This is a genomic window from Burkholderia perseverans (genome assembly GCF_022870505.1).
GTDB lineage: Bacteria > Pseudomonadota > Gammaproteobacteria > Burkholderiales > Burkholderiaceae > Burkholderia > Burkholderia plantarii.
In genome coordinates this window covers 4,030,266-4,054,077 of sequence record NZ_CP045094.1, presented here as the reverse complement: position 1 = coordinate 4,054,077, position 23,812 = coordinate 4,030,266, and the positions used below count along the sequence as shown (strand labels likewise).

At 70.7% G+C, this 23,812-nt stretch carries 24 protein-coding genes; 17 read left to right on the top strand and 7 right to left on the bottom strand.

Going from position 1 to position 23,812, the window contains the following annotated elements; genetic code table 11:
- Positions 1 to 2 precede the first annotated feature (2 nt).
- From BpN12_RS32620 to BpN12_RS32610, 3 genes are read left to right on the top strand one after another with little or no spacing between them, the layout of a single operon-like run.
- Positions 3 to 998, top strand: a complete 996-nt coding sequence (locus BpN12_RS32620) for an ABC transporter ATP-binding protein (protein ID WP_246796204.1) — start codon at positions 3 to 5, stop codon at positions 996 to 998.
- Positions 995 to 2,011 carry a peptide ABC transporter ATP-binding protein gene (locus tag BpN12_RS32615; RefSeq protein WP_042626235.1) on the top strand — a complete coding sequence of 339 codons (1,017 nt, stop codon included), beginning with the start codon at positions 995 to 997 and terminating at the stop codon, positions 2,009 to 2,011. Before BpN12_RS32620 ends, BpN12_RS32615 begins: the two co-directional genes overlap by 4 nt.
- The gene (locus tag BpN12_RS32610) at positions 2,004 to 3,152 is read left to right on the top strand and encodes a TraB/GumN family protein (protein WP_246796203.1); all 1,149 of its coding nucleotides are present in this window, start codon (positions 2,004 to 2,006) and stop codon (positions 3,150 to 3,152) included. The genes BpN12_RS32615 and BpN12_RS32610 overlap by 8 nt, the downstream gene beginning before the upstream one ends.
- Positions 3,153 to 3,745: 593 nt before the next feature.
- Here the strand turns inward: BpN12_RS32610 and pxpA are convergent.
- Genes pxpA through pxpB form a run of 3 tightly spaced genes read right to left on the bottom strand, consistent with a single transcriptional unit; the run spans position 3,746 to position 6,271 of the window.
- Entirely contained in the window at positions 3,746 to 4,498 is a 753-nt protein-coding gene (gene pxpA / locus BpN12_RS32605) for a 5-oxoprolinase subunit PxpA (protein ID WP_246796202.1), read from the bottom strand.
- Positions 4,499 to 4,535: 37 nt separating this feature from the next.
- On the bottom strand, positions 4,536 to 5,618 hold the full coding sequence (locus tag BpN12_RS32600; protein WP_246796201.1) for a 5-oxoprolinase subunit C family protein: 1,083 nt from the start codon (positions 5,616 to 5,618) through the stop codon (positions 4,536 to 4,538).
- Complete coding sequence (pxpB, locus tag BpN12_RS32595) at positions 5,615 to 6,271, bottom strand: 5-oxoprolinase subunit PxpB (protein WP_246796200.1); 657 nt, start codon at positions 6,269 to 6,271, stop codon at positions 5,615 to 5,617. The genes BpN12_RS32600 and pxpB overlap by 4 nt, the downstream gene beginning before the upstream one ends.
- 158 nt (positions 6,272 to 6,429) lie before the next feature.
- On the opposite strand from pxpB, the gene BpN12_RS32590 reads away from it, so the two are divergent.
- Positions 6,430 to 6,945 carry a winged helix DNA-binding protein gene (locus BpN12_RS32590; RefSeq protein ID WP_246796199.1) on the top strand — a complete coding sequence of 172 codons (516 nt, stop codon included), beginning with the start codon at positions 6,430 to 6,432 and terminating at the stop codon, positions 6,943 to 6,945.
- Between the two features lie 28 nt (positions 6,946 to 6,973).
- On the opposite strand, the gene BpN12_RS32585 is transcribed toward BpN12_RS32590, so the two are convergent.
- The gene (locus tag BpN12_RS32585) at positions 6,974 to 7,576 is read right to left on the bottom strand and encodes a 5-formyltetrahydrofolate cyclo-ligase (protein ID WP_246796198.1); all 603 of its coding nucleotides are present in this window, start codon (positions 7,574 to 7,576) and stop codon (positions 6,974 to 6,976) included.
- Between the two features lie 33 nt (positions 7,577 to 7,609).
- Between BpN12_RS32585 and BpN12_RS32580 the strand changes: the two genes are divergently transcribed.
- The 4 genes from BpN12_RS32580 to BpN12_RS32565 all read left to right on the top strand — a co-directional run bounded on the left by BpN12_RS32580 (position 7,610) and on the right by BpN12_RS32565 (position 12,807).
- The gene (locus tag BpN12_RS32580; RefSeq protein ID WP_246796197.1) at positions 7,610 to 9,562 is read left to right on the top strand and encodes a lytic transglycosylase domain-containing protein; all 1,953 of its coding nucleotides are present in this window, start codon (positions 7,610 to 7,612) and stop codon (positions 9,560 to 9,562) included.
- A gap of 105 nt (positions 9,563 to 9,667) precedes the next feature.
- Positions 9,668 to 10,627 (top strand): complex I NDUFA9 subunit family protein, encoded by a 960-nt coding sequence (locus tag BpN12_RS32575; protein ID WP_246796196.1) that lies wholly within the window; start codon positions 9,668 to 9,670, stop codon positions 10,625 to 10,627.
- A 258-nt stretch (positions 10,628 to 10,885) separates the two neighbouring features.
- Positions 10,886 to 11,518, top strand: coding sequence for a glutathione S-transferase family protein (locus tag BpN12_RS32570; RefSeq protein WP_246796195.1), 633 nt, complete (start codon positions 10,886 to 10,888; stop codon positions 11,516 to 11,518).
- Between the two features lie 41 nt (positions 11,519 to 11,559).
- A complete protein-coding gene (locus BpN12_RS32565) occupies positions 11,560 to 12,807 on the top strand; it encodes a multifunctional CCA addition/repair protein (RefSeq protein ID WP_246796194.1) in 1,248 nt (415 codons plus the stop codon).
- Positions 12,808 to 13,203: 396 nt separating this feature from the next.
- Here the strand turns inward: BpN12_RS32565 and BpN12_RS32560 are convergent, their stop codons facing one another.
- The 3 genes from BpN12_RS32560 to flgA all read right to left on the bottom strand — a co-directional run bounded on the left by BpN12_RS32560 (position 13,204) and on the right by flgA (position 15,765).
- Entirely contained in the window at positions 13,204 to 13,644 is a 441-nt protein-coding gene (locus tag BpN12_RS32560) for a flagella synthesis protein FlgN (RefSeq protein ID WP_042626225.1), read from the bottom strand.
- Between the two features lie 66 nt (positions 13,645 to 13,710).
- Complete coding sequence (gene flgM / locus BpN12_RS32555) at positions 13,711 to 14,046, bottom strand: flagellar biosynthesis anti-sigma factor FlgM (RefSeq protein WP_246798063.1); 336 nt, start codon at positions 14,044 to 14,046, stop codon at positions 13,711 to 13,713.
- Positions 14,047 to 14,175: 129 nt separating this feature from the next.
- The gene (gene flgA / locus BpN12_RS32550; RefSeq protein ID WP_246796193.1) at positions 14,176 to 15,765 is read right to left on the bottom strand and encodes a flagellar basal body P-ring formation chaperone FlgA; all 1,590 of its coding nucleotides are present in this window, start codon (positions 15,763 to 15,765) and stop codon (positions 14,176 to 14,178) included.
- Positions 15,766 to 15,978: 213 nt separating this feature from the next.
- Between flgA and flgB the strand changes: the two genes are divergently transcribed.
- The 9 genes from flgB to flgJ all read left to right on the top strand — a co-directional run bounded on the left by flgB (position 15,979) and on the right by flgJ (position 23,593).
- Positions 15,979 to 16,467 (top strand): flagellar basal body rod protein FlgB, encoded by a 489-nt coding sequence (gene flgB / locus BpN12_RS32545; protein WP_246796192.1) that lies wholly within the window; start codon positions 15,979 to 15,981, stop codon positions 16,465 to 16,467.
- Positions 16,468 to 16,510: 43 nt separating this feature from the next.
- Positions 16,511 to 16,936 (top strand): flagellar basal body rod protein FlgC, encoded by a 426-nt coding sequence (gene flgC, locus BpN12_RS32540; RefSeq protein ID WP_042626223.1) that lies wholly within the window; start codon positions 16,511 to 16,513, stop codon positions 16,934 to 16,936.
- A gap of 104 nt (positions 16,937 to 17,040) precedes the next feature.
- Positions 17,041 to 17,838: a flagellar hook assembly protein FlgD gene (locus BpN12_RS32535; RefSeq protein ID WP_246796191.1), complete on the top strand. Its 798-nt coding sequence runs from the start codon at positions 17,041 to 17,043 to the stop codon at positions 17,836 to 17,838.
- Positions 17,839 to 17,869: 31 nt separating this feature from the next.
- Positions 17,870 to 19,114: a flagellar hook protein FlgE gene (gene flgE, locus BpN12_RS32530; RefSeq protein WP_246796190.1), complete on the top strand. Its 1,245-nt coding sequence runs from the start codon at positions 17,870 to 17,872 to the stop codon at positions 19,112 to 19,114.
- A 31-nt stretch (positions 19,115 to 19,145) separates the two neighbouring features.
- Positions 19,146 to 19,898 (top strand): flagellar basal body rod protein FlgF, encoded by a 753-nt coding sequence (locus BpN12_RS32525; RefSeq protein WP_246796189.1) that lies wholly within the window; start codon positions 19,146 to 19,148, stop codon positions 19,896 to 19,898.
- Between the two features lie 31 nt (positions 19,899 to 19,929).
- Positions 19,930 to 20,718 (top strand): flagellar basal-body rod protein FlgG, encoded by a 789-nt coding sequence (gene flgG / locus BpN12_RS32520; RefSeq protein ID WP_246796188.1) that lies wholly within the window; start codon positions 19,930 to 19,932, stop codon positions 20,716 to 20,718.
- A 24-nt stretch (positions 20,719 to 20,742) separates the two neighbouring features.
- Positions 20,743 to 21,417, top strand: a complete 675-nt coding sequence (gene flgH, locus BpN12_RS32515) for a flagellar basal body L-ring protein FlgH (RefSeq protein ID WP_246796187.1) — start codon at positions 20,743 to 20,745, stop codon at positions 21,415 to 21,417.
- 5 nt (positions 21,418 to 21,422) lie between these two features.
- A complete protein-coding gene (locus BpN12_RS32510; RefSeq protein ID WP_425306339.1) occupies positions 21,423 to 22,601 on the top strand; it encodes a flagellar basal body P-ring protein FlgI in 1,179 nt (392 codons plus the stop codon).
- Positions 22,601 to 23,593, top strand: a complete 993-nt coding sequence (flgJ, locus tag BpN12_RS32505) for a flagellar assembly peptidoglycan hydrolase FlgJ (RefSeq protein ID WP_246796185.1) — start codon at positions 22,601 to 22,603, stop codon at positions 23,591 to 23,593. The genes BpN12_RS32510 and flgJ overlap by 1 nt, the downstream gene beginning before the upstream one ends.
- Positions 23,594 to 23,812: the final 219 nt, after the last annotated feature.

Sequence of the window (23,812 nt, the reverse complement as noted above, 5' to 3'; positions counted from 1 at the left end):
CCATGGACAATCTTCTGACCATCCGCAATCTCGCGGTGAATTTCAACGGCCTCGCCGCCGTCGACCGGATCGACCTCAGCGTCGCGCCGGGCGAGGTGGTGGGCGTGGTGGGCGAATCGGGCTCGGGCAAGAGCGTGACGATGATGGCGCTGATGGGGCTGGTGGACGCGCCCGGCATCGTCAGCGCCGACGAGGTCACCTTCAACGGCATCGACCTGCTGCGCGCGAGCCCGCGCCAGCGCCGCCGGATCGTCGGCAAGGACATCGCGATGGTGTTCCAGGACGCGCTGTCGAGCCTGAACCCGAGCTACACGGTCGGCTACCAGATCCGCGAGGTGCTGAAGCTGCACGAGGGACTGCGCGGCGATGCGCTGAAACGTCGCGCCCTCGAGCTGCTCGACCAGGTCGGCATTCCCGACGCGAAGAACCGCATCGACACGTTCCCGCACCAGATGTCGGGCGGCATGAACCAGCGCGTGATGATCGCGATGGCGGTGGCCTGCAACCCGAAGCTGCTGATCGCCGACGAGCCCACCACCGCGCTCGACGTGACGATCCAGGCCCAGATCATGGATCTGCTGGTGTCGCTGCAGAAGGAGCGCGGCATGGCGCTGGTGCTGATCTCGCACGATCTGGCCGTGGTCTCGGAGGTCGCACAGCGCGTCGCGGTGATGTACGCGGGCGAGATCATCGAGACCAACCGCGTGCCCGACATCTTCGCCGCGCCGCATCACCCGTATACTGAGGCGCTGCTCGCGGCGATTCCGGAGCACAACGCGGGTGCCGAGCGCCTCGCCGCGCTGCCCGGGATGGTGCCGGGGCGCGACGACCGGCCCGCCGGATGCCTGTTCGCGCCGCGCTGCCGCTACGCCGTCGATGCCTGCGACGCCGCGCGTCCGGCGCTCGCCGAGCTGATGCCCGGCGACGCCGCGATGCGCGCGCGCTGCATCAAGCCCTTGAACCTGCAAGCGATCGAGCCATCGGGAGGGACACGATGAACGCAGTCCACGCTCAGCCGCCGGCAGCCGCCCGCGGCGACGCGGTGCTCGTCGCCGACGGGCTCGCGAAACATTATTCGGTGCGCCGCGGCATGTTCGGCCAGGCCACCGTGAAGGCGCTCAACGGCGTCTCGTTCACGCTCGCGCGCGGCCGCACGCTGGCCGTGGTCGGCGAATCGGGCTGCGGGAAATCGACGCTCGCCCGCCAGCTGACGATGATCGAGACGCCCACCGCCGGCCACCTGCGGATCGACGGCGAGGACGTGGCCGGCGCGAACCGCGAGACCGTCGCCGCGCTGCGCCGGCGCGTGCAGATGGTGTTCCAGAACCCGTTCGCCTCGCTGAACCCGCGCAAGACCGTCGAGCAGACGCTCGGCGAGCCGCTCGCGATCAACACGCCGCTCGGCGCCGGCGAGCGCGCCGCGCGGATCGCCCAGATCATGCGCACGGTGGGCCTGCGCCCCGAGCACGCGAAGCGCTATCCGCACATGTTCTCGGGCGGCCAGCGCCAGCGCGTGGCGATCGCGCGCGCGATGATCCTCGAGCCGCAGATCGTGGTGGCCGACGAGCCGGTGTCCGCGCTCGACGTGTCGATCCAGGCACAGATCCTGAACCTGTTCATGGACCTGCAGCAGCAGTTCGGCACCAGCTACGTGTTCATCTCGCACAACCTGTCGGTGGTCGAGCACGTGGCCGACGACGTGATGGTGATGTACTTCGGCGCGGTGGCCGAACTCGGCGACAAGGCCACGATCTACGCGCGGCCGCGCCATCCGTACACGCGCGCGCTGATGTCGGCGACCCCGGCGATCTTCGAGTCGGACCGGCGGATCCAGATCAAGCTGCAGGGCGAGCTGCCGTCGCCGCTCAAGCCGCCGTCGGGCTGCGCGTTCCACCAGCGCTGCCCCTACGCGGTGGAGCGCTGCCGCGCCGAGGTGCCCGCGCTGCGGGAGGTCGATGGACGGCAGGTGGCCTGCCATCGCGCCGAGGAGGTCGGTGACGGGAATGCCTGAAGCCAGGGCGGCGCAGCGGCGCGGCGCGAGCCAGCTGGCGCGCCGCCTGCGGGTATGCCGGGTGCGCGGCACGCGCCTGCGCCGCCGTGCCTCGCGACGGCGCGCCGGCGCGCTCGCGCAGGCGGTGCTGGTGGGCGCCTGCCTGCTGGCCGGGCTCGGCTGGCCGGCCGGCGACGCGCTGGCCCAGGGCGCCGGCGCCCACGCGCCGCTGAACGGCGCCCGGCTGTCGCCGTCGCTGTCGCTGCCCGGCTTCCACTCGCCGCCGCCCGATCCCACCGTCTCGAGCGGCGCGGTGCGCGCGCAGCCGGCGCGCATGCCGTTCTACGTCGCCACGCGCGGCAAGGTCACCATCTACATGCTCGGCACGCTGCACGTCGGCGACCCGAGCGACTATCCGCCCGGCCAGCCGTTCCGGCGGCCGATCCTCGCGGCGCTGGCGGCCTCGCCCGTGCTCGCGCTCGAACTCTCGCCCGACGATCTGCTCGAATCGGCCGACGACGTCTCGCGCTACGGCGTGTGCCGCTACCCGTGCCTGCCGAAGCTGCTGCCCGAACCGCTCTGGCAGCGGCTCGCCGCGCGCCTGCACGGCAACCCGGCCGCGCTCGACGGGATTCGCCGGATGCGGCCGTGGCTGGCCGCGCTGGTGGTGGAAACCTACGATTCGCTGTCGGCCGGGCTGCAGACCGAATACGGCACCGAGGCACAGCTGCAGAACGTGTTCCTGAAGAAGAAGGGCGCGCGCGTGGTGGGCCTCGAGACGCTGGCCGAGCAGATGCGCGCGTTCACCGGGCTCACGCTCGCCGAGCAGCGCGAGATGCTGGCGCAGGACATCGTGCAGACCCCGGCGCAGAACGCCGCCGACGTGCAGGCGCTGCACCGGCTGTGGCGCATCGGCGACGCCGATGCATTGGCCGCCTGGGCCAGCGCGAAATCGGAGCGGCTCGCGCGCTCGCGGCCGGTGGCCGACGCGATCGACAACAAGATCCTCTACGAGCGCAACCGCCGCTTCGCCGCGCGTTCGATCGCGCTGGCCGGGCCGAACCGGCCCCTGTTCGTGGCGGTCGGTGCCCTGCATCTCGGTGGCCCGAAAGGTGTGATCGAATTGTTAAAGCGGCAAGGATTTCGTGTCGACGCCGATTGATGATGGGGAAAACCCACAGTTTTACCGATTTCTTGCGTTTGCCGATTGACATGAAACATTGTCAAAACTATTCTCCATTCCACAGTCGATTCAACTGTAAAGAACAGAGCACTACGGGGAAGCAGCACCAAAAAGAAGCGCGAGGCAGGCGTTGCCGGCACGTGATCGACGTGCCGGCAATGGCCACCGGCAGCACGCGAGGCCAATAGACGAAGAACTACGAGGCACGCTTCGAGCGTGGTAGGAATTGGGCGATCCGCCGTCCGGCCGTGGATAGTTTGACGGTTGGCGGCGGACGTATTTTTTGGGGCTCCCGATTCGGGTTCCCGATTGAATCGCGTTCAATTAAACCGGTAAATCATTCCGCCATTATTCAATGGCATGATTTGAAATAACCTCATTTGAATGAGGTATCGGTTTATCGATCGGTTGTTTGAAAAAGCAAAGCGCCCGGGGCGCTTTTTTTATTGCCGGTCGCGGCTGATCGTTCGCCATTAATCGGGCTGCCGGTGGCGCGCGCAGCGGCGCTGCGCGGTGCCGATCAAACAGATCGATGCCGGATTGCCGACCGGCGCGCGGTTCAGGCGTGCGGCTCAGACGTGCGTCGTGCCCGGCGCGAGCAGCGTCACGCCGGCCTGCTCGAGCGCGTCGCGCAGCCGCCGCGCGAACGCCAGCGCGTGCGGGCCGTCGCCGTGCAGGCAGACGGTCTGCGCGTTGAGCGCCACCCATTCGCCCGTCACCGCGCGCACGCGCCGGTCGCGCACCATTTCGAGCGTGCGCGCGAGCATGGCGGCCTCGTCGTCGACCAGCGCGCCCGGCTCGCCGCGCGGCACCAGCGAGCCGTCGGCGCGATAGCCGCGATCGGCGAACACCTCCTCGACGGCCGCCAGCCCGGCGCGCCGCGCGGCCGCCACGAAGCCGCTGCCGGCCAGCCCGAACACCGCCACCGACGGATCGAAATCGTGGACCGCGGCCACCACCGCGTCGGCGATGCGCGCATCGCGCGCGGCCTGGTTGTAGAGCGCGCCGTGCGGCTTGACGTGGGCGATCCGGCCGCCTTCGGCCTGTGCGATCGCAGACAGGGCGCCAAGCTGATAGAGGACGCCCGCGTAGATCTCGCCCGCCGGCAGGTCCATCTCCTTGCGTCCGAAGTTCTCGGGATCGTGGAAGCTCGGATGCGCGCCGATCGAGACGTTGCGGCTCACCGCCCAGCGCACGCAGTCGCGCATCGCCTGCGCGCCGCCCGCGTGCCAGCCGCACGCGATGTTCGCCGAGGTGACGAGCCCGAGCAGCGCCTCGTCGGCGCCGCAGCCCTCGCCGAGATCGGCGTTCAGGTCGATTTCCATGATGTGTGCGGTCCTGGGTCGGTGAAGGGGCGGGCCGTCAGGCGGCCCGCGAGGGCGCCGCGCGAGCCAGCGCCTCGTCGCGCAGCGCGATCGCGACATCGATCTGCCGCAGGTAGGCGCGCTCGGCGGCCAGCGCCTCGCGCGCGGCCTCGGCGGTGGTCGCCACGAAGCGGATCGGCAGGTTCAGGCGCGCCTGCGCGAGCTTCCAGAGGTCGGCGCGGATCACCGTGCCGATCTGCGGATAGCCGCCGGTGGTCTGCGCGTCGTGCATCAGCACGATCGGCTGGCCGTTCGGCGGCACCTGGATCGCGCCGGGCAGCACCGCGTGCGAGAGCAGCTCGTCGCGCGCCTCGCGCGCGAGCATCGGGCCCGCGAGCCGGTAGCCCATCCGGTTGCTGTTCGGCGTGACGAGCCATTCGTCGTCCCAGAAAGCCTGCCGCGAGGCCGCCGCGAACGCCTCGTACTGCGGGCCGGGCAGCACCCGCACCGGGGTCGCCCACGGCGCGTGGGCATGGGTGTGGCGCGGCCGCCGCGGCGCCTCGTCGAAGCGCGTGAACGGCGCGCACCAGGCCGGCGCCTTGACGCCGAACTCGTGCGCATCGGGCGCGACGCAGCCGCGCCGGCCAGCCGCGATCGGGCCGATCGGCAGGCGGTCGCCGTCGCGCAGCGCGCGGCCGCCCAGGCCGCCGAAGCGCGAGCCGAGATCGGTGCTGCGCGAGCCGAGCACCGGCAGCACGTCGATGCCGCCCGCCACGCACAGGTAGCCGCGCATGCCGCGCCTGGCCACCTGCACCACCAGCGTTTCGCCGGCCGCCACCGGCAGGCTCCACCACGCGTGCGCGGGCCGCTCGCCGAGCGTCGCGCCGAACTCGGTGCCGGTGATCGCGATGCGCGTGGCGCGCGGGAAGCGGAACGCCGCCGGGCCGAGCGTGATCTCGATCGCGGCCGCGTCGGGCCGGTTGCCCACCAGCCGGTTGCCGACCTCGAGCGCGAGCGTGTCGAGCGCGCCGCCCTGCGCCACGCCGAGATGCCGGACGCCATGACGGCCGGCGTCCTGGACCGTGGACAGCGGGCCGGCGCGCAATACCTCGACGGCGGCCTGAGCCGGGCGGGTGGTCATGAGCCGATTACCTCCGAGATCGTGAAGCGGACCCGGTCGCCGGGCCGCAGCAGGGTGGGCGGCGTGGCGGCGGGATCGAACAGCGTCAGCGCGGTGCGGCCGATCAGCTGCCAGCCGCCGGGCGCGGCGGCCGGGTAGATGCCGGTCTGCGCGCCGCCGATGCCGACCGAGCCGGCCGGCACCTCAAGCCGCGGCGCGGTGCGGCGCGGCGTGTGCAGCGCGGCCTCGAGGCCGCCGAGATAGGCGAAGCCGGGCTGGAAGCCGAGGAAGAACACCACGTAGCTGCCGGCCGCGTGGCGTTGCGCGAGCACCTCGGCCGTGAGGCCGGTGTGCTTCGCGACCGCCGCGAGGTCAGGGCCACCGGCGCCGCCGTACACCACCGGGATCTCGATCTGGCGGCCCGGCGCGGCGTCGGCATCGGCGTCGCGCCAGGCCGCCTCGAGCAACGGCATCAACTGATCGGCCGAGCCGTCGAACGGATCGAACACCACGGTGAGATTGTTCATGCCGGGCACCACGTCGACCACGTGCGGCCAGCCGCGCGCGGCCTCGGCCACGGCCCAGATCCGGCGCTGGCATTCGAGCGTGGCGGGCGGCGGCGCTTCGCAGACGACGGCGGTGTCGCCGAGCGGATAGAGACGGGGGGCGGTCATGAGCGGCTCGCGGGCGGCATCGGTTCGCGTGGATGATACATCATCGGTAAATTATCGATAAATTGTCGAGAAGAAACTGCCGCGGGACGGTCGGTTCGCGGTTCTGGCGTACACTGCGGCTCATTTCCGTCCGAATCGTTCCCGCCGACATACCCGACATGCCGCCGCGTCCCGCCACCAAGATCGTCTCATCCGAACATCTCGTCTCCGAGGCAAGCGCCGAATTGTCCGAACTCGAATACGGGCTGATCACGGCGAGCAACGCGTTCAACCGCTGGATGGTGCGCTGCATGGCCGCCGCCGGCGCGAAGGACATGACCGCCATCGAGGTCTCGCTGCTGCACCACGTCGGGCATCGCGACCGCAGCAAGAAGCTGGCCGACATCTGCTTCGTGCTCAATATCGAGGATACGCACGTTGCCACCTACGCGCTCAGGAAGCTGGCCGCGCGCGGCTACGTGGCGGGCGAGAAATCGGGCAAGGAGGTGCTGTTCTCGGTCACGCCCGAGGGGCGCGCGCTGTGCGAGAGGTATCGGGAGGTGCGCGAGCACTGCCTGATCGAGACGCTCAGGGACAGCGGGCTCACCAACGCGCAGATCGGCGAGGCCGCGCAGCTGCTGCGCCACGCCTCGGGGCTCTACGACACGGCCGCGCGCGCGGCCGCCTCGCTGTAGGCGCGCGGCGGCCCGCGGTGCCGCTACTTCAGGCGGTCGAGCCCGAGCGGTACGCGTAGCACTCGGTGACGATCCAGTCGAGCGGCCGGTCGTGCGATTCGCGCGGCAGCGCATCGAGCGCGAGCGCCTCGTAGGCGACGCCGATCGTGACGGGCAGCGCGTCGTTCGGCCAGGCGGCCAGCGTGCGGTCGTAGTAGCCGCCGCCGTAGCCGAGCCGGAAGCCCTGCCGGTCGAAGCCGACGCATGGAATCAGCAGCAGGTCCGGCACCACCGGCTCGCCGCCGGCCGGCTCGGGAATCCGGTGATGGCCGGTGCGCATCGGCGCGTCGGGCGTCCAGCTGCGAAACGACAGTGGCGTGTAGGGCTGGGTGATGACGGGCAGCGCGGCGCGCCGGCGCGCGTCGTCGGCGAGCCATTCGGCGATCGTGGGACGCGCGTCGAACTCGCCCGGCAGCGGCCAGTAGAAGCCCACCGTGAGCAGCGGATGCTTGCCGAGCAGGTCCAGCACGCGGCGCGCGAGCGTGGCGTTCGCGGCCGCCTCGCCGCTTGCCGCCCGACGCAGCGGCGCGAGCGTTTCGCGCAGGACCCGCTTGCGATTTGCGACGGGGGGGCGTGCTATGCTTTCGCTCACTTCGTGCTCCGGTTTCGTTCCCTGATCAAATCGATGTCAACCAGCCTCGTCCGAGTATATCGCGCGGCCGCCATGACGCTGTCGGCGCTCGTGCTGGCCGTGGGCACCGCCGCCTGCGCCGCGCAATCCGTCGACGAAGTCTCGTCGAACGACGACCAGATCTTCGTCCAGCTTCGCGAGGCCGCGCGCGCCAACAACCCCGCGCGCGCCGCGCAACTCGCCGCGATGATTCCCGGCTATCCGGCGCCGTCCTATCTCGAATACTTCCAGATCAAGCCGCAGCTGTTCGACAGCTCGGGCCGCGCGCGCATCGATGCGCCCGACGCGCCGGTGCTGTCGTTCCTGCAGCGCTACGACGGCCAGGCGATCGCCGACCGGATGCGCAACGACTACCTGCTGGTGCTGGGCGCGCGCCACGACTGGCGCGGCTTCGACGACCAGTACAAGCGCTTCGTGCTCGACGACGACACCCAGGTGAAGTGCTACGCGCTCGAATCGCGCGCCGCGCGCGGCGAGAAGGTGGCCGACATCGCGCGCGACCTGCTGGTCGATCCGAAATACTACGGCGACGCCTGCGTGGACCTGATCTCGGCGCTCGCCGTGAACCAGCAGTTCTCGTCCGACGACGTCTGGACCCAGGTGCGGCTCGCGTTCGAGCAGAACTACACCACCACCGCCGGCAAGATCGCCGACGTGCTCGGCCCGCGCCCGGTGGCGTTCGACCAGGCCGCGAGCGCGCCGCCGCTGTTCCTCGCGCGCGGCGTGGGCCCCGACGCCACCTCGCGCCAGCTCGCGCTGATCGCGATCACGCGCATGGCGCGCAACGATCCGGACCAGGCCGCGACGATGCTCGCCACGCTGACTTCGCTGTCGAAGGCCGAGCAGGCGATCGCCTGGGGCGAGATCGGCATGCAGGCGGCGCTGAAGCGCTCGCCGCTGGCGGTGCAGTATTACAAGCAGTCGGGCGGCGCGCCGCTGTCGACGCCGGGCTATGAATGGCGCGTGCGCGCGGCGCTGCTCGCGGGCGACTGGCCGATGGTGCGCTGGGCGATCGAGCAGATGCCGGCCGACCTGCGCGCGCAGCCGGCCTGGCTCTACTGGCACGGCCGCGCGCTGAAACAGGCCGGCGACGCCGGCGGCGCGAGCCGCGATTTCGAGCAGGTGGCGGGCCGCTTCGACTTCTACGGCCAGCTCGCGGCCGAGGAACTCGGCCAGAAGACCGTGATCCCGCCGCGCACCACCGTGACCGACGCCGAGGTGGACGCGATGAGCCAGGTGCCCGGCTTCGCGCTGGCGCGGCGCTTCTATGCGCTGAACCTGCGGCTCGAGGGCAACCGCGAGTGGAACTGGCCGCTGCGCGGCATGACCGACCGCCAGCTGCTGGCCGCGGCCGAATACGCGAAGCGCATCGACATGCTCGACCGCACCGTCAACACGGCCGACCGCACCACCGCGCTGCACGACTTCTCGCTGCGCTACCCGTCGCCGTACCGGCCGATCGTGGAGCGCTACGCGCAAAGCAACGGCCTCGACATCGAATGGGCCTACGGGCTGATCCGCCAGGAATCGCGCTTCATCACCAACGCGCGTTCCTCGGTCGGCGCGGGCGGCCTGATGCAGCTGATGCCGGCCACCGCGCAACTGGTCGCGAAGAAGCTCGGCATGGGCGGCATCTCGCGCGAGCAGATGCACGACATCGACACCAACATCCAGCTCGGCACCTGGTACCTGTCCGACATCTACCAGAAGTTCGACAATTCGGCCGTGCTGGCCACGGCCGGCTACAACGCCGGCCCGGGCCGGCCGCGCCAGTGGCGGCAGGCGCTGACGCAGCCGGTGGAGGGCGCGATCTTCGCCGAGACGATCCCGTTCAACGAGACGCGCGACTACGTGAAGAACGTGCTGTCGAACACCACCTATTACGCGGCGCTGTTCGAAGGCAAGCCCGAATCGCTGAAGGCGCGGCTGGGCTTCATCGCGCCCTGAGCCGCGCCGCCCGGTACCGGGCCGACGCTGCGCCCGACGCCACTCCGCGCGGCCGCGCCGGCGGCGCGTTTCGATACCGTTTCGACACCTGACGGGAGCTTCGCCATGGATCGTCCGACCATCGCGCTCGTCGGCGGCACCGGCTTCATCGGTGCCCGCCTCGTCGCGGCCCTGGTGCGCGCCGGCTACCCGGTGCGCCTCGCCGCGCGGCGCCGCGAGCGCGCCCGCCATCTCGCCACGATGCCGGTGGAGGTCGTCGAACTCGACGGCTTCGACGCCGCGTCGCTCGCGCGCGTCGTGGCCGGCGCCGGCATCGTGTTCAACCTGGTCGGCACGCTGCACGGCGGCCACGGCACGCCCTACGGCGAGGGCTTCCGGCAATTGCACGTCGCGCTGCCGGGCACGCTCGCCGCGGCCTGCGCCGAGGCGGGCGTGGCGCAGCTGGTGCAGGTCAGCGCGCTCGGCGCCGACTCGCACGGGCCGAGCATGTACCAGCGCTCGAAGGGCGACGGCGAGGCCGCGCTGCACGCGGCGGCGGCTGCCTCGGGCGGGGCGCTCGCCGTCACCGTGCTGCGGCCGTCGGTGGTGTTCGGCCCCGGCGACGCGTTCCTGACCACCTTCGCGCGGCTGCAGCGGCTGCTGCCGGTGCTGCCGCTCGCGATGCCCGACGCGCAGTTCCAGCCCGTCTACGTCGGCGACGTCGCGCAGGCGCTGCTGGCCGTGGCCGGCAACCGCGCCGCTTACGGCCGGACCTACGAACTGGGCGGCCCGCGCGTCTACACGCTCGAACAGCTGGTGCGCTACTGCGGCGCGCTGGTGGGCCGCCAGGCGCGCATCATCCGGCTGCCCGACGCGCTCGCGCGGCTGCAGGCGAGCGTGTTCGAGCATCTGCCCGGCGAGCCCGTGATCACGCGCGACAACCTCGCCTCGATGCGCGTGCCGAACGTGCTGAGCGGCTCGCTCGCGCCCGAACTCGGTGTGCGGCCCGCGAGCCTCGAAGGCGTTGCGCCCGGCTATCTCGGCACCGGCGGCACGCGCTATGACGCGTGGCGTTCGCGGCGCTGACGGCATCCGGGCCACTCGCGGGACACGCGGGACACGCGGCGGCGGGCACCGGCGTTGCTCGCCCAGCGGCGGGGCGGGCGCCGCCGTTGTCGGCGCGGATTCGCCGGCGCCGAGCTGCCGCCTGACGCCAAGGCTGCCGGTCGACGCCCGGCGGCGCGCGCCGGCGCTCCCCGCGGCGCCCGCGCATGCCGCGAACCGAACCCGTCGCGCGGCCGGTGCCGCGCGTTTGCCTTTCGACTGGACGAGCGAGACGTGACGATGCAACTGATCATTGGTGACAAGAGCTATTCCTCGTGGTCGATGCGGCCCTGGGTGCTGATGCGGCACTTCGGGATTCCGTTCGAGGAGACGCTGATCGAGCTGCGCGCGCCCGATACCGAGGCGCGCATCCTGGCGCGCTCGCCGTCGGGCCGCGTGCCGTGCCTGATCGACGACGCTGGCCATGCGGTCTGGGATTCGCTCGCGATCGCCGAGACGCTCGCCGAGCGGTTCCCCGCGCAGCCGATGTGGCCGGCCGATCCGGCCGCGCGCGCACTGGCGCGCAGCGTCTCGGCCGAGATGCATTCGGGCTTCACGGCGGTGCGCGGCGAGATGCCGTTCAGCCTGCGCGCGCCGCAGCCGGGGCGCGTGTTGTCGCCGGCCGCGCTGGCCCAGATCGCGCGCATCGAGGCGATCTGGCGCGACTGCCTCGCGCGCTCGGGCGGCCCGTTCCTGTTCGGCGCGTTCACGATCGCCGACGCGATGTACGCGCCGGTGGTGATGCGTTTCGTCTGCTACGCGCCGGTGCTCTCCGGGGTCTCGGCCGCCTATGTCGAGCGCATGCTCGCGGTGCCGGCGATCGCGGCCTGGAACGACGGTGCGCGCCACGAGACGCGCATGGTCGAATACTGATATTGATACGGATACGGACGACGGCCGGGGAGGCGAAGCGCATGAACATCTATGTGGTAGGCGGCGCGATCCGCGATGCCCTGCTCGGCCTGCCGGTGCAGGACCGCGACTACGTGGTGGTGGGCGCCACGCCGGAGCAGCTGGCCGCGCGCGGCTTCCGCCCGGTCGGCAAGGATTTCCCGGTGTTCCTGCATCCGGACACGCACGAGGAATACGCGCTCGCGCGCACCGAGCGCAAGACGGCGGCCGGCTATCACGGCTTCCAGTTCCATTACGCGCCCGACGTGACGCTCGACGAGGATCTGGCGCGCCGCGACCTGACGATCAACGCGATGGCGCGCGAGGTCGACCCGGACGGCCGGATCACCGGCGAACTCGTCGATCCGTTCGGCGGGCGCGCCGATCTGGCCGCGAAGCAGTTCCGCCACGTCGGGCCGGCGTTCGTCGAGGACCCGGTGCGGATCCTGCGCGTCGCGCGCTTCGCGGCGCGCTTCGCCGATTTCACGGTGGCGCCCGGGACGCTCGCGCTGATGCGCGAGATGGTGGCGGCGGGCGAGGTGGACGCGCTGGTGCCGGAGCGCGTCTGGCAGGAGGTGTCGCGCGGGCTGATGGAGGCGAAGCCGTCGCGCATGTTCGCGGTGCTGCGCGAGTGCGGCGCGCTGGCGCGGATCCTGCCCGAGGTCGATGCGCTGTTCGGCGTGCCGCAGCGCGCCGACTACCATCCCGAGGTCGATACCGGCGTCCACGTGATGATGGTGATCGACTACGCGGCGAAGCACGCCTACTCGCTGGCGGTGCGGTTCGCCGCGCTGACCCACGATCTCGGCAAGGCCACCACGCCGGCCGACGTGCTGCCGCGCCACATCGGCCACGAGGGCCGCAGCGTCGATCTGCTCCGGCCGCTTTGCGAGCGGCTGCGGGTGCCGAACGAATGCCGCGACCTCGCGCTGCTGGTGGCGCGCGAACACGGCAACCTGCATCAGGTGATGGCGATGGGCGCCGCCGCGCTGGTGCGGCTGCTCGAACGCGCCGACGCGCTGCGCAAGCCGGGGCGCTTCGCCGAGATGCTGCAGGCCTGCGAGGCCGACGCGCGCGGCCGGCTCGGGCTCGAGGCGCAGCCGTATCCGCAGGCCGAGCGGCTGCGGCGCGCGCTGGTGGCCGCGCGCGAGGTCGATGCCGGGCAGGTGGCGGCCGGCCATCGCGGCAATCCGGACGCGATCCGGGACGCCGTGCAGCGCGCGCGCACCGATGCGGTGGCGGCGGCGCTCGCGGTCGGCGAGGATGCGTGAGCGACGGGGCGAAGCAGGTGGCCGTGCCGGTTCCGGTTGCGCGATGAGCGGCGGCGCGGGCCCGGTGGCTGACTGAGGCTTGCGGTGGCGCTCGCCGGTTCGCGGTGACGCCCGGGGCTCGTTTCACGACGCCCAACGCCCGACGCGACGTATGGCGAAGCCGGAGAAGGTGGGCTGGCGGGACGGAGCGAGAGAAGTAAGCCGGACGGCGCCGCCCAGGCGGTCGCGATCGCGGCTGGCGACTGGCGACCGGCGACCGGCGACAGACGTCAACCAGGCGTCATCACCGCGCCGCCGCCGCGGTCGGCACCGGCCCGGTCGAACGAAAGAAACGGGGAAAACCGGAAGATCCGCGGAGGAAAACCGGAAACGGGCGGCGCCTGCCGCCCGTCGCGCTCAGCGCGCCGAGTTGGACACGCGGCCGTCGGGGCCGTAGAGGCCGGCGCGCGCGGGCTGCGCGCGCAGCACCTGGAGCGTGCGCTCGTTGTAGTCCATGCGGATGCGGATCAGCATGCCGTTGTTCATGTTGGCGTGGCGCGCGCGCTCGGTGGCGTCGCGCAGCAGCTTCCAGCGGCTCGCGATGCCGGGGTCGCGCTCGGCGGCCGCGTCGATGCCGGCCTTGCCGGCGGCGTAGCCGAGGGCCGCGAGCTGCAGGTCGCGCTGCTTTTCCAGCGACGCGAGCCGTTCGACCAGCTCCGTCTTGCGCGCGATGATGTCCGGCAGCGCGTCAGCCGGCGACGCGGCCGTCAGCGCCTTTTGCTCGTAGACGAGCAGCGACGCGAAGGCCTCGACCGTCGCGTGTTCGTCGTTGATCGTCGCCAGCAGGGCTTCTTTCATTGCATCTCGCTCAAAACGACGGCGCACGGACCATCCGCGCGCCCAAGGGCGTCATCCGCGTCGTGCTCAGCCGAGGTTCGCCGGCGTGCGCAGCAGCTCGCTGGCCGTCTGCAACACGCCGTCCGCGATCTTGCCGGTGTCGATCGTCAGCGATCCATTCTTGATCGCGTCGCGGATCGACTGCACTTTCGCGGTGTCGATGTCGGCCGATCCCGAGGCTGCGAGCGAACGCAGGTTCGTGGACACGGAGGACAGATTCACGTTCGCATCGCCGCCGGCCGGCGCGCTTTCGGCCTGCGCGGCTGCCGACGAGGCGGCGCTGCTGCTGGCCTGATTACGCGACGAAGCGGCGTCGGTGGACGCCGGGCGGACGTTCGTGGCGGGGGTGGTATCGATTTTCACGATGGGCTTCCTGAACGATTTGAGCGAGATAACGGCAGGTCCGCGCCGAACTTTAGCGTCCGTCCATCCGTAAAGGCTTGCAGAAACAAAAGTTTGCAATCTTTCCGGCCGCACCGGCGGCCGCGCCCATCATAACGGAACTTCCACCGTGTTTCCGTCCTTCACCACCGCCGTCACGATCTGGCCGGCCGCCAGTCGCACCCGCACCTGCTGTCCCGGCCCCGCGTTGTTCATCACGCTGCCTTCCGACGAAATCGAGAATCCCTGGCCGGCCGCCACCACGCGCACGGTCTGGCCGATGGTGACCGACGAGGCGCTGCGCAGCATGTCCTGGCGCAGCGGCAGCCCGGCCGCGACGCGCACCAGCGAGGTACCGCCCACCGCCTGCGCCGGATCGGTGATCACGGCGAGCGGCAGCATGGTCAGGTCGCCGTCGCGCGCGACCAGATCGGCGGCCGTCAGCACGTCGCCCGGCGCGAGCGCGTGGGCGGCCACGTAATAGTTGCCGTGGACCTCGATCTTCGACTGCAGGTAGATCGTCCACGGCCGCGCGCCGGCGCAGCGCACGCCCACCGTGGTGCGGCCCCAGAGCCGCGCGCCGGTCGGCAGGAACGGTTCGAGCGTGGTGCAGGCCGCGAGCCCGCGCGGGAACGCGGCGGCCACCGTGATCGTCGCCTTGCCGGGCAGGCCGGCCGTCTGCTGGTGCAGGAACGCGAGCGCCGCGGCGCGGATCGCCTCCGGGTCCTGCTGGCCGGCCGGCTGGCCGACGACCTGGGCGTTCGCCTGGGCCGTGCCGGCGTTCTGGGCGGGCGTGGCGGCTGGAGCGGCTGCGGCGGGCGCCGGGGTGGACGCCACCACGGCGGCGACGGCGCTGGGCGCGGGGGCGCTCTGGCGCGCCGAGACGCGCATCACGGCCGGCGCCGCGTAGCGCATCGCGCTGCCCGCCGCGTCCTGGCCGGCCGGCGCGCGTTCGGTCGCGCCCGGCGAATAGACGGCGCGCACGGTGCCGCCCGTCGTGGCCGGCATGCCGGCCGGACCGCGCTGCACGGTCGACGGGTAGCGCGGTGCCGGCGCGGGTTGGGCCGGTTGCGCCGGCTGGGCGGGTTGAGCGGCGGCCGCGCGGCGCGCCGCGGCGACGCCTGCCGCGTAACCGGCGGCATAGCCGGCCGCTTCGTTGCCCGGGGCGCCGGCGTTGTCGGCGCGCGGCGCCGCGCGATTCACGGCGGGCCGCGACGGCGCGCTGCCGGGCGTGGGGTAGATCGGCGGTTCGGGCAGGGCGGCGGGCGCCTCGCCCATCGCGGCGGCGCGCAGCGCGCTGTCGCCGCCGGCGCCCTGCACGATGCCGATGGTGCCGGCGGGCGCGGGGGCGGCCTCCGGGGCCGCGCCGCGGCTGCTGCCGCCGGCGCCGTAAGCGCTGCGTAATTCGGTGGAGCTGTAGGACGACAGGCTCGACGTGGGCGCGTGCGCGGCCGGGGTGTTCACGCCGTGCGCGGTGGCGTTGGCGAGCGCCGTCTCGGCCGATTCGCCGCGGCCCGGGATCACGATCATGCCGTCGCCGCCGGCCGCCTGCGCGGCGGCCAGGTTCGGCAGCAGCGCGGCCAGGCCCAGCGCCAGCAGGGCGAGGCGGGAGCGGAGGGCGGGGCGCGCGTGCAGCGAGCCGGCGCGCGCGCCGAAGCCGCGTGCCGCGCCTGCCGCTGCGCTCGCGTCCGTCGTCGTCATCGCCGCCTCCTCGAGAATCCGTTGGTACGGGATCGCATTCTAGGCAGCCGGGTGCCGCGGCAAACGATGAATAGAGGGGGGCTTTGCCGGTTATTCGCCCGATTGCCGCTTGCGTCTCCCGCCTACGATGGCTGTCATCGAAAAGCGTCTCTTTTGCCGCCGCATGGCGCGCGGGGAGGGGGCGCCGCACCGCTCCCGATGGAGGAACGCACGATGATGGACAAACTCGACGCCGAATTCGCGTTCGGCCGCCAGGCGCTGGACGTTCGCTCGTACCGGCAGGAACTGCTGTCGTCGAACATCGCGAACGCCGACACCCCGGGCTACCAGGCCCGCGACGTCGATTTCGCCTCGGCGCTCGGCCGCTCGCTCAAGCAGCAGGCCGGCCAGGCCACGGCCGACAACGCGACCCAGCTGCCGCTCGCGCAGCCGGCCAGCGTGACGAGCGGGATGACGCTGGTGTCGACCGAGGCCGGCCACATGAGCGGCAACACGCGGCTTTCGGCCACCGGCGGCCCGACCGACAACTTCGGCCGCGCCGCGTACCGGATCCCGAACCAGCCGTCGCTGGACGGCAATACGGTCGATCTCGACGCCGAGCGCGTGCAGTTCGCCGACAACACGGTGCATTTCGAAGCCGGCATGACGGTGGTGACCGGCCAGATCAAGGCGATGCTCGCCGCGATCACGTCGGGCTCGTAAGCCGGCCCGCCGCCACTCTTCCAGCCGCAAACGAGGAATCCGCATGCCTTCGCTGATGAACATCTTCGACGTCGCCGGCTCGGCGATGTCCGCCGAATCCCAGCGCCTGAACGTGACCGCGTCGAACCTGGCGAACGCGGACAGCGTGACCGGCCCGGACGGCAAGCCGTACCGCGCCAAGCAGGTGGTGTTCGAGACCCAGCCGATCGGCGGCGCGCGCACGCGCTCCGGGCAGGGCGTGGGCGGCGTGCAGGTCAAGCAGGTGATCGACGATCCGTCGCCGATGAAGACCAGCTACGACCCGTCGAACCCGACGGCCGACGCCAACGGCTACGTGACGCTGCCGAACGTCGACCCGGTGCAGGAGATGGTGAACATGATCTCGGCCTCGCGCTCGTACCAGGCGAACGTGGAGACGCTGAACACCGCCAAGCAGCTGATGCTGAAGACCCTAACGATCGGCACCTGAGTGCCGTGCCGTGAACCGGGCCGCACTGGCGCGGCCCGTTCACCCCGCGACCGTTTCCCAACCCGACCCAGCGTATCCGCGAACTCGCGAAAGGCAACCCGGAGATGAGCTCCACTACCAACTCGATCGGCAGCGGTGGCACCACCACCACCAACCTGCCGACCGACACGATGAGCACCAACAGCGGCCTGTCGTCGACCTCGGCGGCGGACCTGCAGCAGACCTTCCTGACGCTGCTCGTCACGCAGCTGCAGAACCAGGACCCGACGAGCCCGGTGGACAGCTCGCAGATGACGTCCCAGCTCGCGCAGATCAACACCGTGAGCGGCATCGCGCAGCTCAACTCGTCGCTGACCTCGCTGTCCTCGCAGATCACCGCCGGCCAGCAGACCCAGGCGGCGCTGCTGATCGGCACCAACGTGCTGGCCCCCGGCAGCACGCTCAACGTCTCGAGCGGCACCGGCACGGGCTTCGGCGTCACGCTGCCGTCCGCCGCCACCGACGTGACGATCACCATCAAGAACTCGGCCGGCACGGTGGTCAACACCATCGACGCGGGCGCGCAGGCAGCCGGCACGATCCCGTTCAACTGGACCCCGACCGACTCGACGGGCGCGACGCTGCCCGACGGCCAGTACACCATCAGCGCGAGCTACACGGACGGCAGCGGCGCCACCAACACGGCGACCACGCTCACGGCCGCGCAGGTGCAGAGCGTGATCCGCCAGGCGGACGGCACGCCGGGCCTGGTGCTGTCGAACGGCACCACGGTCGGCCTGCCGAACGTCGGCGCGATCTTCCCGGCGACGGCCTCGAGCGGCTCCAGCGGCTCGGACAGCGGTTCCAGCAGCGGCTCGGGCACCGACTCGGGCAGCGATACCAACAATTCCTCGTCCACCTAACTGATCCGGCCTCGCGCCATCGGAGACCAACATGGGTTATCAACAGGGTTTGAGCGGTTTGCAGGGTGCGTCGAGCGATCTCGACGTGATCGGCAACAACATCGCGAACGCGAACACGGTCGGCTTCAAGTCCGCCACGGCGCAGTTCTCGGACTTGTACGCGAATTCGGTGTCGGGCGCGGTCGCCAACGGCATCGGTATCGGCACGCAGCTGGCGACGGTCGCGCAGGTGTTCCAGCAGGGCGGTTTCACCACCTCGCAGAACCCGCTGAGCATGGCGATCTCGGGCAACGGCTTCTTCGAGGTGAATTCGAACGGCGTGACCACCTACACGCGTGACGGCGAGTTCAGCCCGGACGCGAACGGCAACATCACGAACTCGGCCGGCGGCCAGCTGATGGGCTACGGCGTGAACGCCGATGGCACCATCAACACCTCGGCGATCGTGCCGCTGACGGCACCGCAGGGCAACATCCCGCCGAAGGCGACCGCGTCGATCACGGGCCAGTTCAACCTGAGCACGACCGACACGGCGCAGACCAACTCGCCGTTCAACTTCAGCGACTCGTCCACCTACACGCTCAAGCAGCCGGTGCAGGCCTACGACTCGCTCGGCAACGCGCAGACGGTCAACCTGTACTTCGTGAAGTCGACCACCACCGGAAGCTGGGAAGTGTACGCGGGCGCCGACAACACCACCCCGACCGACCTCGGCACGGCCGAGTTCGACAGCTCGGGCAAGCTGATCGGCACGGTGGGCACGGACGGCAACCCGACCGCCACCACCGACAAGTTCACGTTCAGCCTGACCAACACCACCGGCGCGGTGACGCCGCAGGCGATCACCATCGACCTGACCGGCTCGACCCAGTTCGGCGCGACCAAGAGCGGCGTGTCGAACCTGATCGCCGACGGCTTCGCATCGGGCGCGCTGCAGAACTACTCGGTGGCCGCCGACGGCACCATCACCGGCAGCTACTCGAACGGCCAGAGCATGACGCTCGGCCAGGTGATCGTGGTGAACTTCAACGATCCGCAAGGCCTGACCAGCATCGGCGGCAACCAGTACATCCAGACCGCCGCGTCGGGCGTGCCGCAGATCGGCGTGCCGGGCAGCACCAACCACGGCACCATCAAGGGCAGCACGACCGAGGATTCGACGGTCGACCTGACGGGCGAGCTGGTCAACCTGATCACCGCGCAGCGCAACTACCAGGCCAACGCGCAGACCATCAAGACCCAGCAGACCGTCGACCAGACGCTGCTCAACCTGTAATGCGCGGCGCGCGAAACCGGAACGGACGACCATGGACCGACTGATCTATACGGCAATGACGGGCGCGGATCAGGCGCTCGACCAGCAGTCCGTGATCGCGAACAACCTCGCGAACACGTCGACGACCGGTTTTCGCGCGCAGCTCGCGACCTACCGCGCGGTGCCGATGAATTTCGGCGAGGCCAGCAACCCCGACACGACCCGCACCTTCGTGCTGAGCTCGACGCCGGGCGCCGACTATTCGGCCGGCCCGATCTCGCGCACCGGCAACCCGCTCGACGTGGCGGTGCAGGGGCAGGGCTGGCTCACCGTGCTCGCGCCCGACGGCAGCGAGGCCTACACGCGCGCCGGCAACCTGCACGTGGACGAGAACGGCCAGCTGGTGAACGGCTCGAACCTGCCGGTGGTCGGCACCGGCGGCCCGATCGCCGTGCCGCCGAACGGGCAGGTGACGATCGGCGTCGACGGCACCGTGTCGGTGCTGGCCGCCGGCGATCCGCCCTCGGCGATCGCGCTGGTCGACCAGCTGAAGCTCGTCAATCCGGACCCGTCCACCATGACGCGCGGCGACGACGGCCTGTTCCGCACCGCCGACGGCAACCCCGCCGACGTGGACCCGAACGTCACGCTCGCACCCGATTCGCTCGAGGGCAGCAACGTGAATCCGGTCAGCGCGATGGTGTCGATGCTCGACAACGCGCGCGCCTTTCAGCTGCATACCAAGCTGATCGAGTCGGCCGACCAGAACGAGCAGAGCGCAAACCAGATCCTCAGCTTCAGCTGAGCGGATCACCGAATCCGCAGGAGAAACCCCAGTGAACCGATCCCTCTACATCGCCGCGACCGGCATGAATGCGCAGCAGGCGCAGATGGACGTGATCTCGAACAACCTCGCGAACGTGAGCACCAACGGCTTCAAGGGCTCGCGCGCGGTGTTCGAGGATCTGCTGTACCAGACGGTGCGCCAGCCGGGCGCGAACTCGACGCAGCAGACCGAGCTGCCCTCGGGCCTGCAGCTCGGCACCGGCGTGCAGCAGGTGGCCACCGAGCGGCTCTACACGCAGGGCAACCTGCAGCAGACCGGCAACTCGCGCGACGTCGCGATCAACGGCCAGGGCTTCTTCCAGGTGCTGATGCCGGACGGCACCACCGCCTACACGCGCGACGGCTCGTTCCAGACCAACAACCAGGGCCAGCTCGTCACCTCGGCGGGCTACCAGGTGCTGCCGGCCATCACCGTGCCGCAGAACGCGCAGTCGCTGACGATCGGCACCGACGGCGTGGTGACGATCACCCAGCCGGGCTCGACCAACGCGGTGCAGATCGGCGCGATGCAGCTGGCGACCTTCATCAACCCGGACGGGCTCGACGCGCTGGGCCAGAACCTGTTCTCGGAGACGACCTCGTCGGGCGCGCCGAACGTGACGACGCCGGGCCTGAACGGCGCGGGCTCGCTGAATCAGGGCTACGTCGAATCGTCGAACGTGAACGTGGTGCAGGAACTGGTCAACATGATCCAGACCCAGCGCGCCTACGAGATCAACAGCAAGGCCGTGACCACCTCCGATCAGATGCTGCAGACCGTCAACCAGATGAAGAGCTAACGGACCGACCGGCACGACGTCATCATGAAGCAGGCTCGCCTTTCCCGATTCGCAGCGTTCGCCGCCGCCGCCGCTTTTGCCGGCTGCGCGCAGGTGCCGCGTCAGCCGATCACGCAACAGCCGATGACGGCCGTGCCGCCGGTGCCGCCGTCGATGCAGGCGCCCGGCTCGATCTACAACCCCGGCTACGCGGGCCGGCCGCTGTTCGAGGATCAGCGCCCGCGCAACATCGGCGACATCCTGACGATCATGATCGCGGAGAACGTCAACGCGACCAAGTCGTCGGGCGCGAACGCGAACCGCGGCACCTCGACCGACTTCAACGTGCCGACCGCCGGCTTCCTCGGCGGCCTGTTCGCGAAGGCGAACCTGAGCGCCACCGGCGACAACAAGTTCACCGCCACCGGCGGCGCGACCGCGGCCAACACGTTCACCGGCACCATCACGGTGACCGTCACCAACGTGCTGCCCAACGGCAACCTGGTGGTGAGCGGCGAGAAGCAGATGCTGATCAATCAGGGCAACGAGTTCGTGCGCTTCTCGGGCGTGGTCAATCCGAACTCGATCTCGGGCGCGAACTCGGTGTATTCCACGCAGGTGGCCGACGCGCGCATCGAATACTCGGCGAAGGGCTACATCAACGAAGCCGAGACGATGGGCTGGCTGCAGCGCTTCTTCCTCAACGTCGCGCCGTGGTGAGCCGCATGACCGAATTCCTTTTCCTCCGTCGTCTGCCGCGCGGCCTGCGCGCCGCGCTGGCCGTCTGCCTGGCGTTCGCGCTCGGCGTCGCGCTGCCGGCCGCGAGCGCGCGCGCCGAACGCCTCAAGGATCTCGCGCAGATCCAGGGCGTGCGAGACAACCCGCTGATCGGCTACGGCCTCGTGGTGGGCCTCGACGGCACCGGCGACCAGACCACCCAGACGCCGTTTACGACCCAGACGCTCGCGAACATGCTCGCGAACCTGGGCATCTCGATCAACAACGGCACCTCGACGGGCGGCACCGCCTCGCTGTCGAACCTGCAGCTGAAGAACGTCGCGGCCGTGATGGTGACCGCCACGCTGCCGCCGTTCGCGCGCCCGGGCGAGGCGATCGACGTGACCGTCTCGTCGCTCGGCAACGCCAAGAGCCTGCGCGGCGGCACGCTGCTGCTCACGCCGCTGAAGGGCGCCGACGGCCAGGTCTACGCGCTCGCGCAGGGCAACATGGCGGTGGGCGGCGCCGGCGCCAGCGCCAACGGCAGCCGCGTGCAGGTCAACCAGCTCGCGGCCGGGCGCATCGCCGCCGGCGCGATCGTCGAGCGCTCGGTGCCGAACGCGCTCGCGCAGATGAACGGCATGCTGCAGCTGCAGCTCAACGACATGGACTACGGCACCGCCGAGCGCATCGTCACCGCCGTGAACTCGAACTTCGGGCCGGGCATCGCCACCGCCCTGGACGGCCGCACCATCCAGCTGACCGCGCCGTCCGATCCGGCGCAGCAGGTCGCGTTCATGGCGCGCCTGCAAAACCTCGAGGTGAGCCCGGACCGCGCCGCGGCCAAGGTGATCCTCAACGCGCGCACCGGTTCGATCGTGATGAACCAGATGGTGACGCTGCAGAACTGCGCGGTCGCGCACGGCAACCTGTCCGTCGTCGTCAACACGCAGCCCGTCGTTTCGCAGCCCGGGCCGTTCTCGAACGGCCAGACCGTGGTCGCGCAGCAGTCGCAGATCCAGCTCAAGCAGGACAACGGCGCGCTGCGCTACGTCAACGCCGGCGCGAACCTCGCCGACGTCGTCAAGGCGCTGAACTCGCTCGGCGCCACACCGGCCGACCTGATGTCGATCCTGCAGGCGATGAAAGCCGCGGGCGCGCTGCGGGCCGACCTGGAGATCATCTGATGGCCAATCTTCCGAATTCCACCGACCTCGCCGCCGGCACCGACCTCACGCAGCGCTTCGCGCTCGACGTGCAGGGTTTCGACCAGCTGCGCCGGCAGGCCGACGTCTCGCCCGACAAGGGCATGAAACAGGTCGCCACGCAGTTCGACGCGATGTTCTCGCAGATGATGCTGAAGAGCATGCGCGATGCGACGCCCCAGGACGGCGTGTTCGATTCGAACACCTCGAAGCTCTACACCTCGATGCTCGACCAGCAGCTCTCGCAGCAGATGGCCTCGCGCGGCATCGGCGTGGCCGACGCGCTGATGAAGCAGCTGATGCGCAACATGAACCCGTCGGGCGGCGCGGCCGGTGCCGGCGGCGCGGCCGGCGCGATGGGCGCCCTCGGCGGTTCGGGCGGCAACGAAGGCGGCCTCGCCGCGGCCGGCGCGCTGGCCCAGGCGCTCGCCAATTCGCGCGGCAACGGCCGGCTCGGCGGCGTGGCCGGTTACTCGGCCGCGAGCGCGCTGACGCCGCCCGTCAAGGGCAACGGCACCTCGGCCGACCAGGACGGCTTCGTCGACAAGGTGGCGGGCGCGGCGCAGGCGGCCAGCGCGGCCACCGGCATCCCGGCGCGCTTCATCGTCGGCCAGGCGGCGCTCGAATCGGGCTGGGGCAAGCGCGAGATCCGCGGCCGCGACGGCAGTTCCAGCTTCAACGTGTTCGGCATCAAGGCGACCAAGAACTGGACCGGGCGCACCGTGTCGGCCGTCACGACCGAGTACGTCGGCGGCCAGCCGCGCCGCGTGGTGGCGCAGTTCCGTGCCTACGATTCCTACGAGCACGCGATGACCGACTACGCCACCATGCTCAAGAGCAACCCGCGCTACGCGGGCGTGGTGAACGCCTCGACCACCCCGGAAAGCTTCGCCAACGGCATGCAGCGCGCCGGTTATGCCACCGATCCGCACTACGCGAAGAAGCTGATTTCGATCCTGCGCCAGATCGTCTGAGGAGGCGGGAATGGCGGCGCGGGAGCAGACGGAAATGTCGGCGCGATGTCGGTCAACGGATAAGGCGACGTTGTTTTTTACCCATTTCCAGGTATCCGGCATTTCGAATTTTCGTTTAGCTGAAGATCTTCGGATCATTTCGATCTACACTCTGCGCTTGACGCACCGGCGCGCCGTTCGGCGCAGCGGCGGGCGTCGAGAGACCAGCGGCCCGCGTCC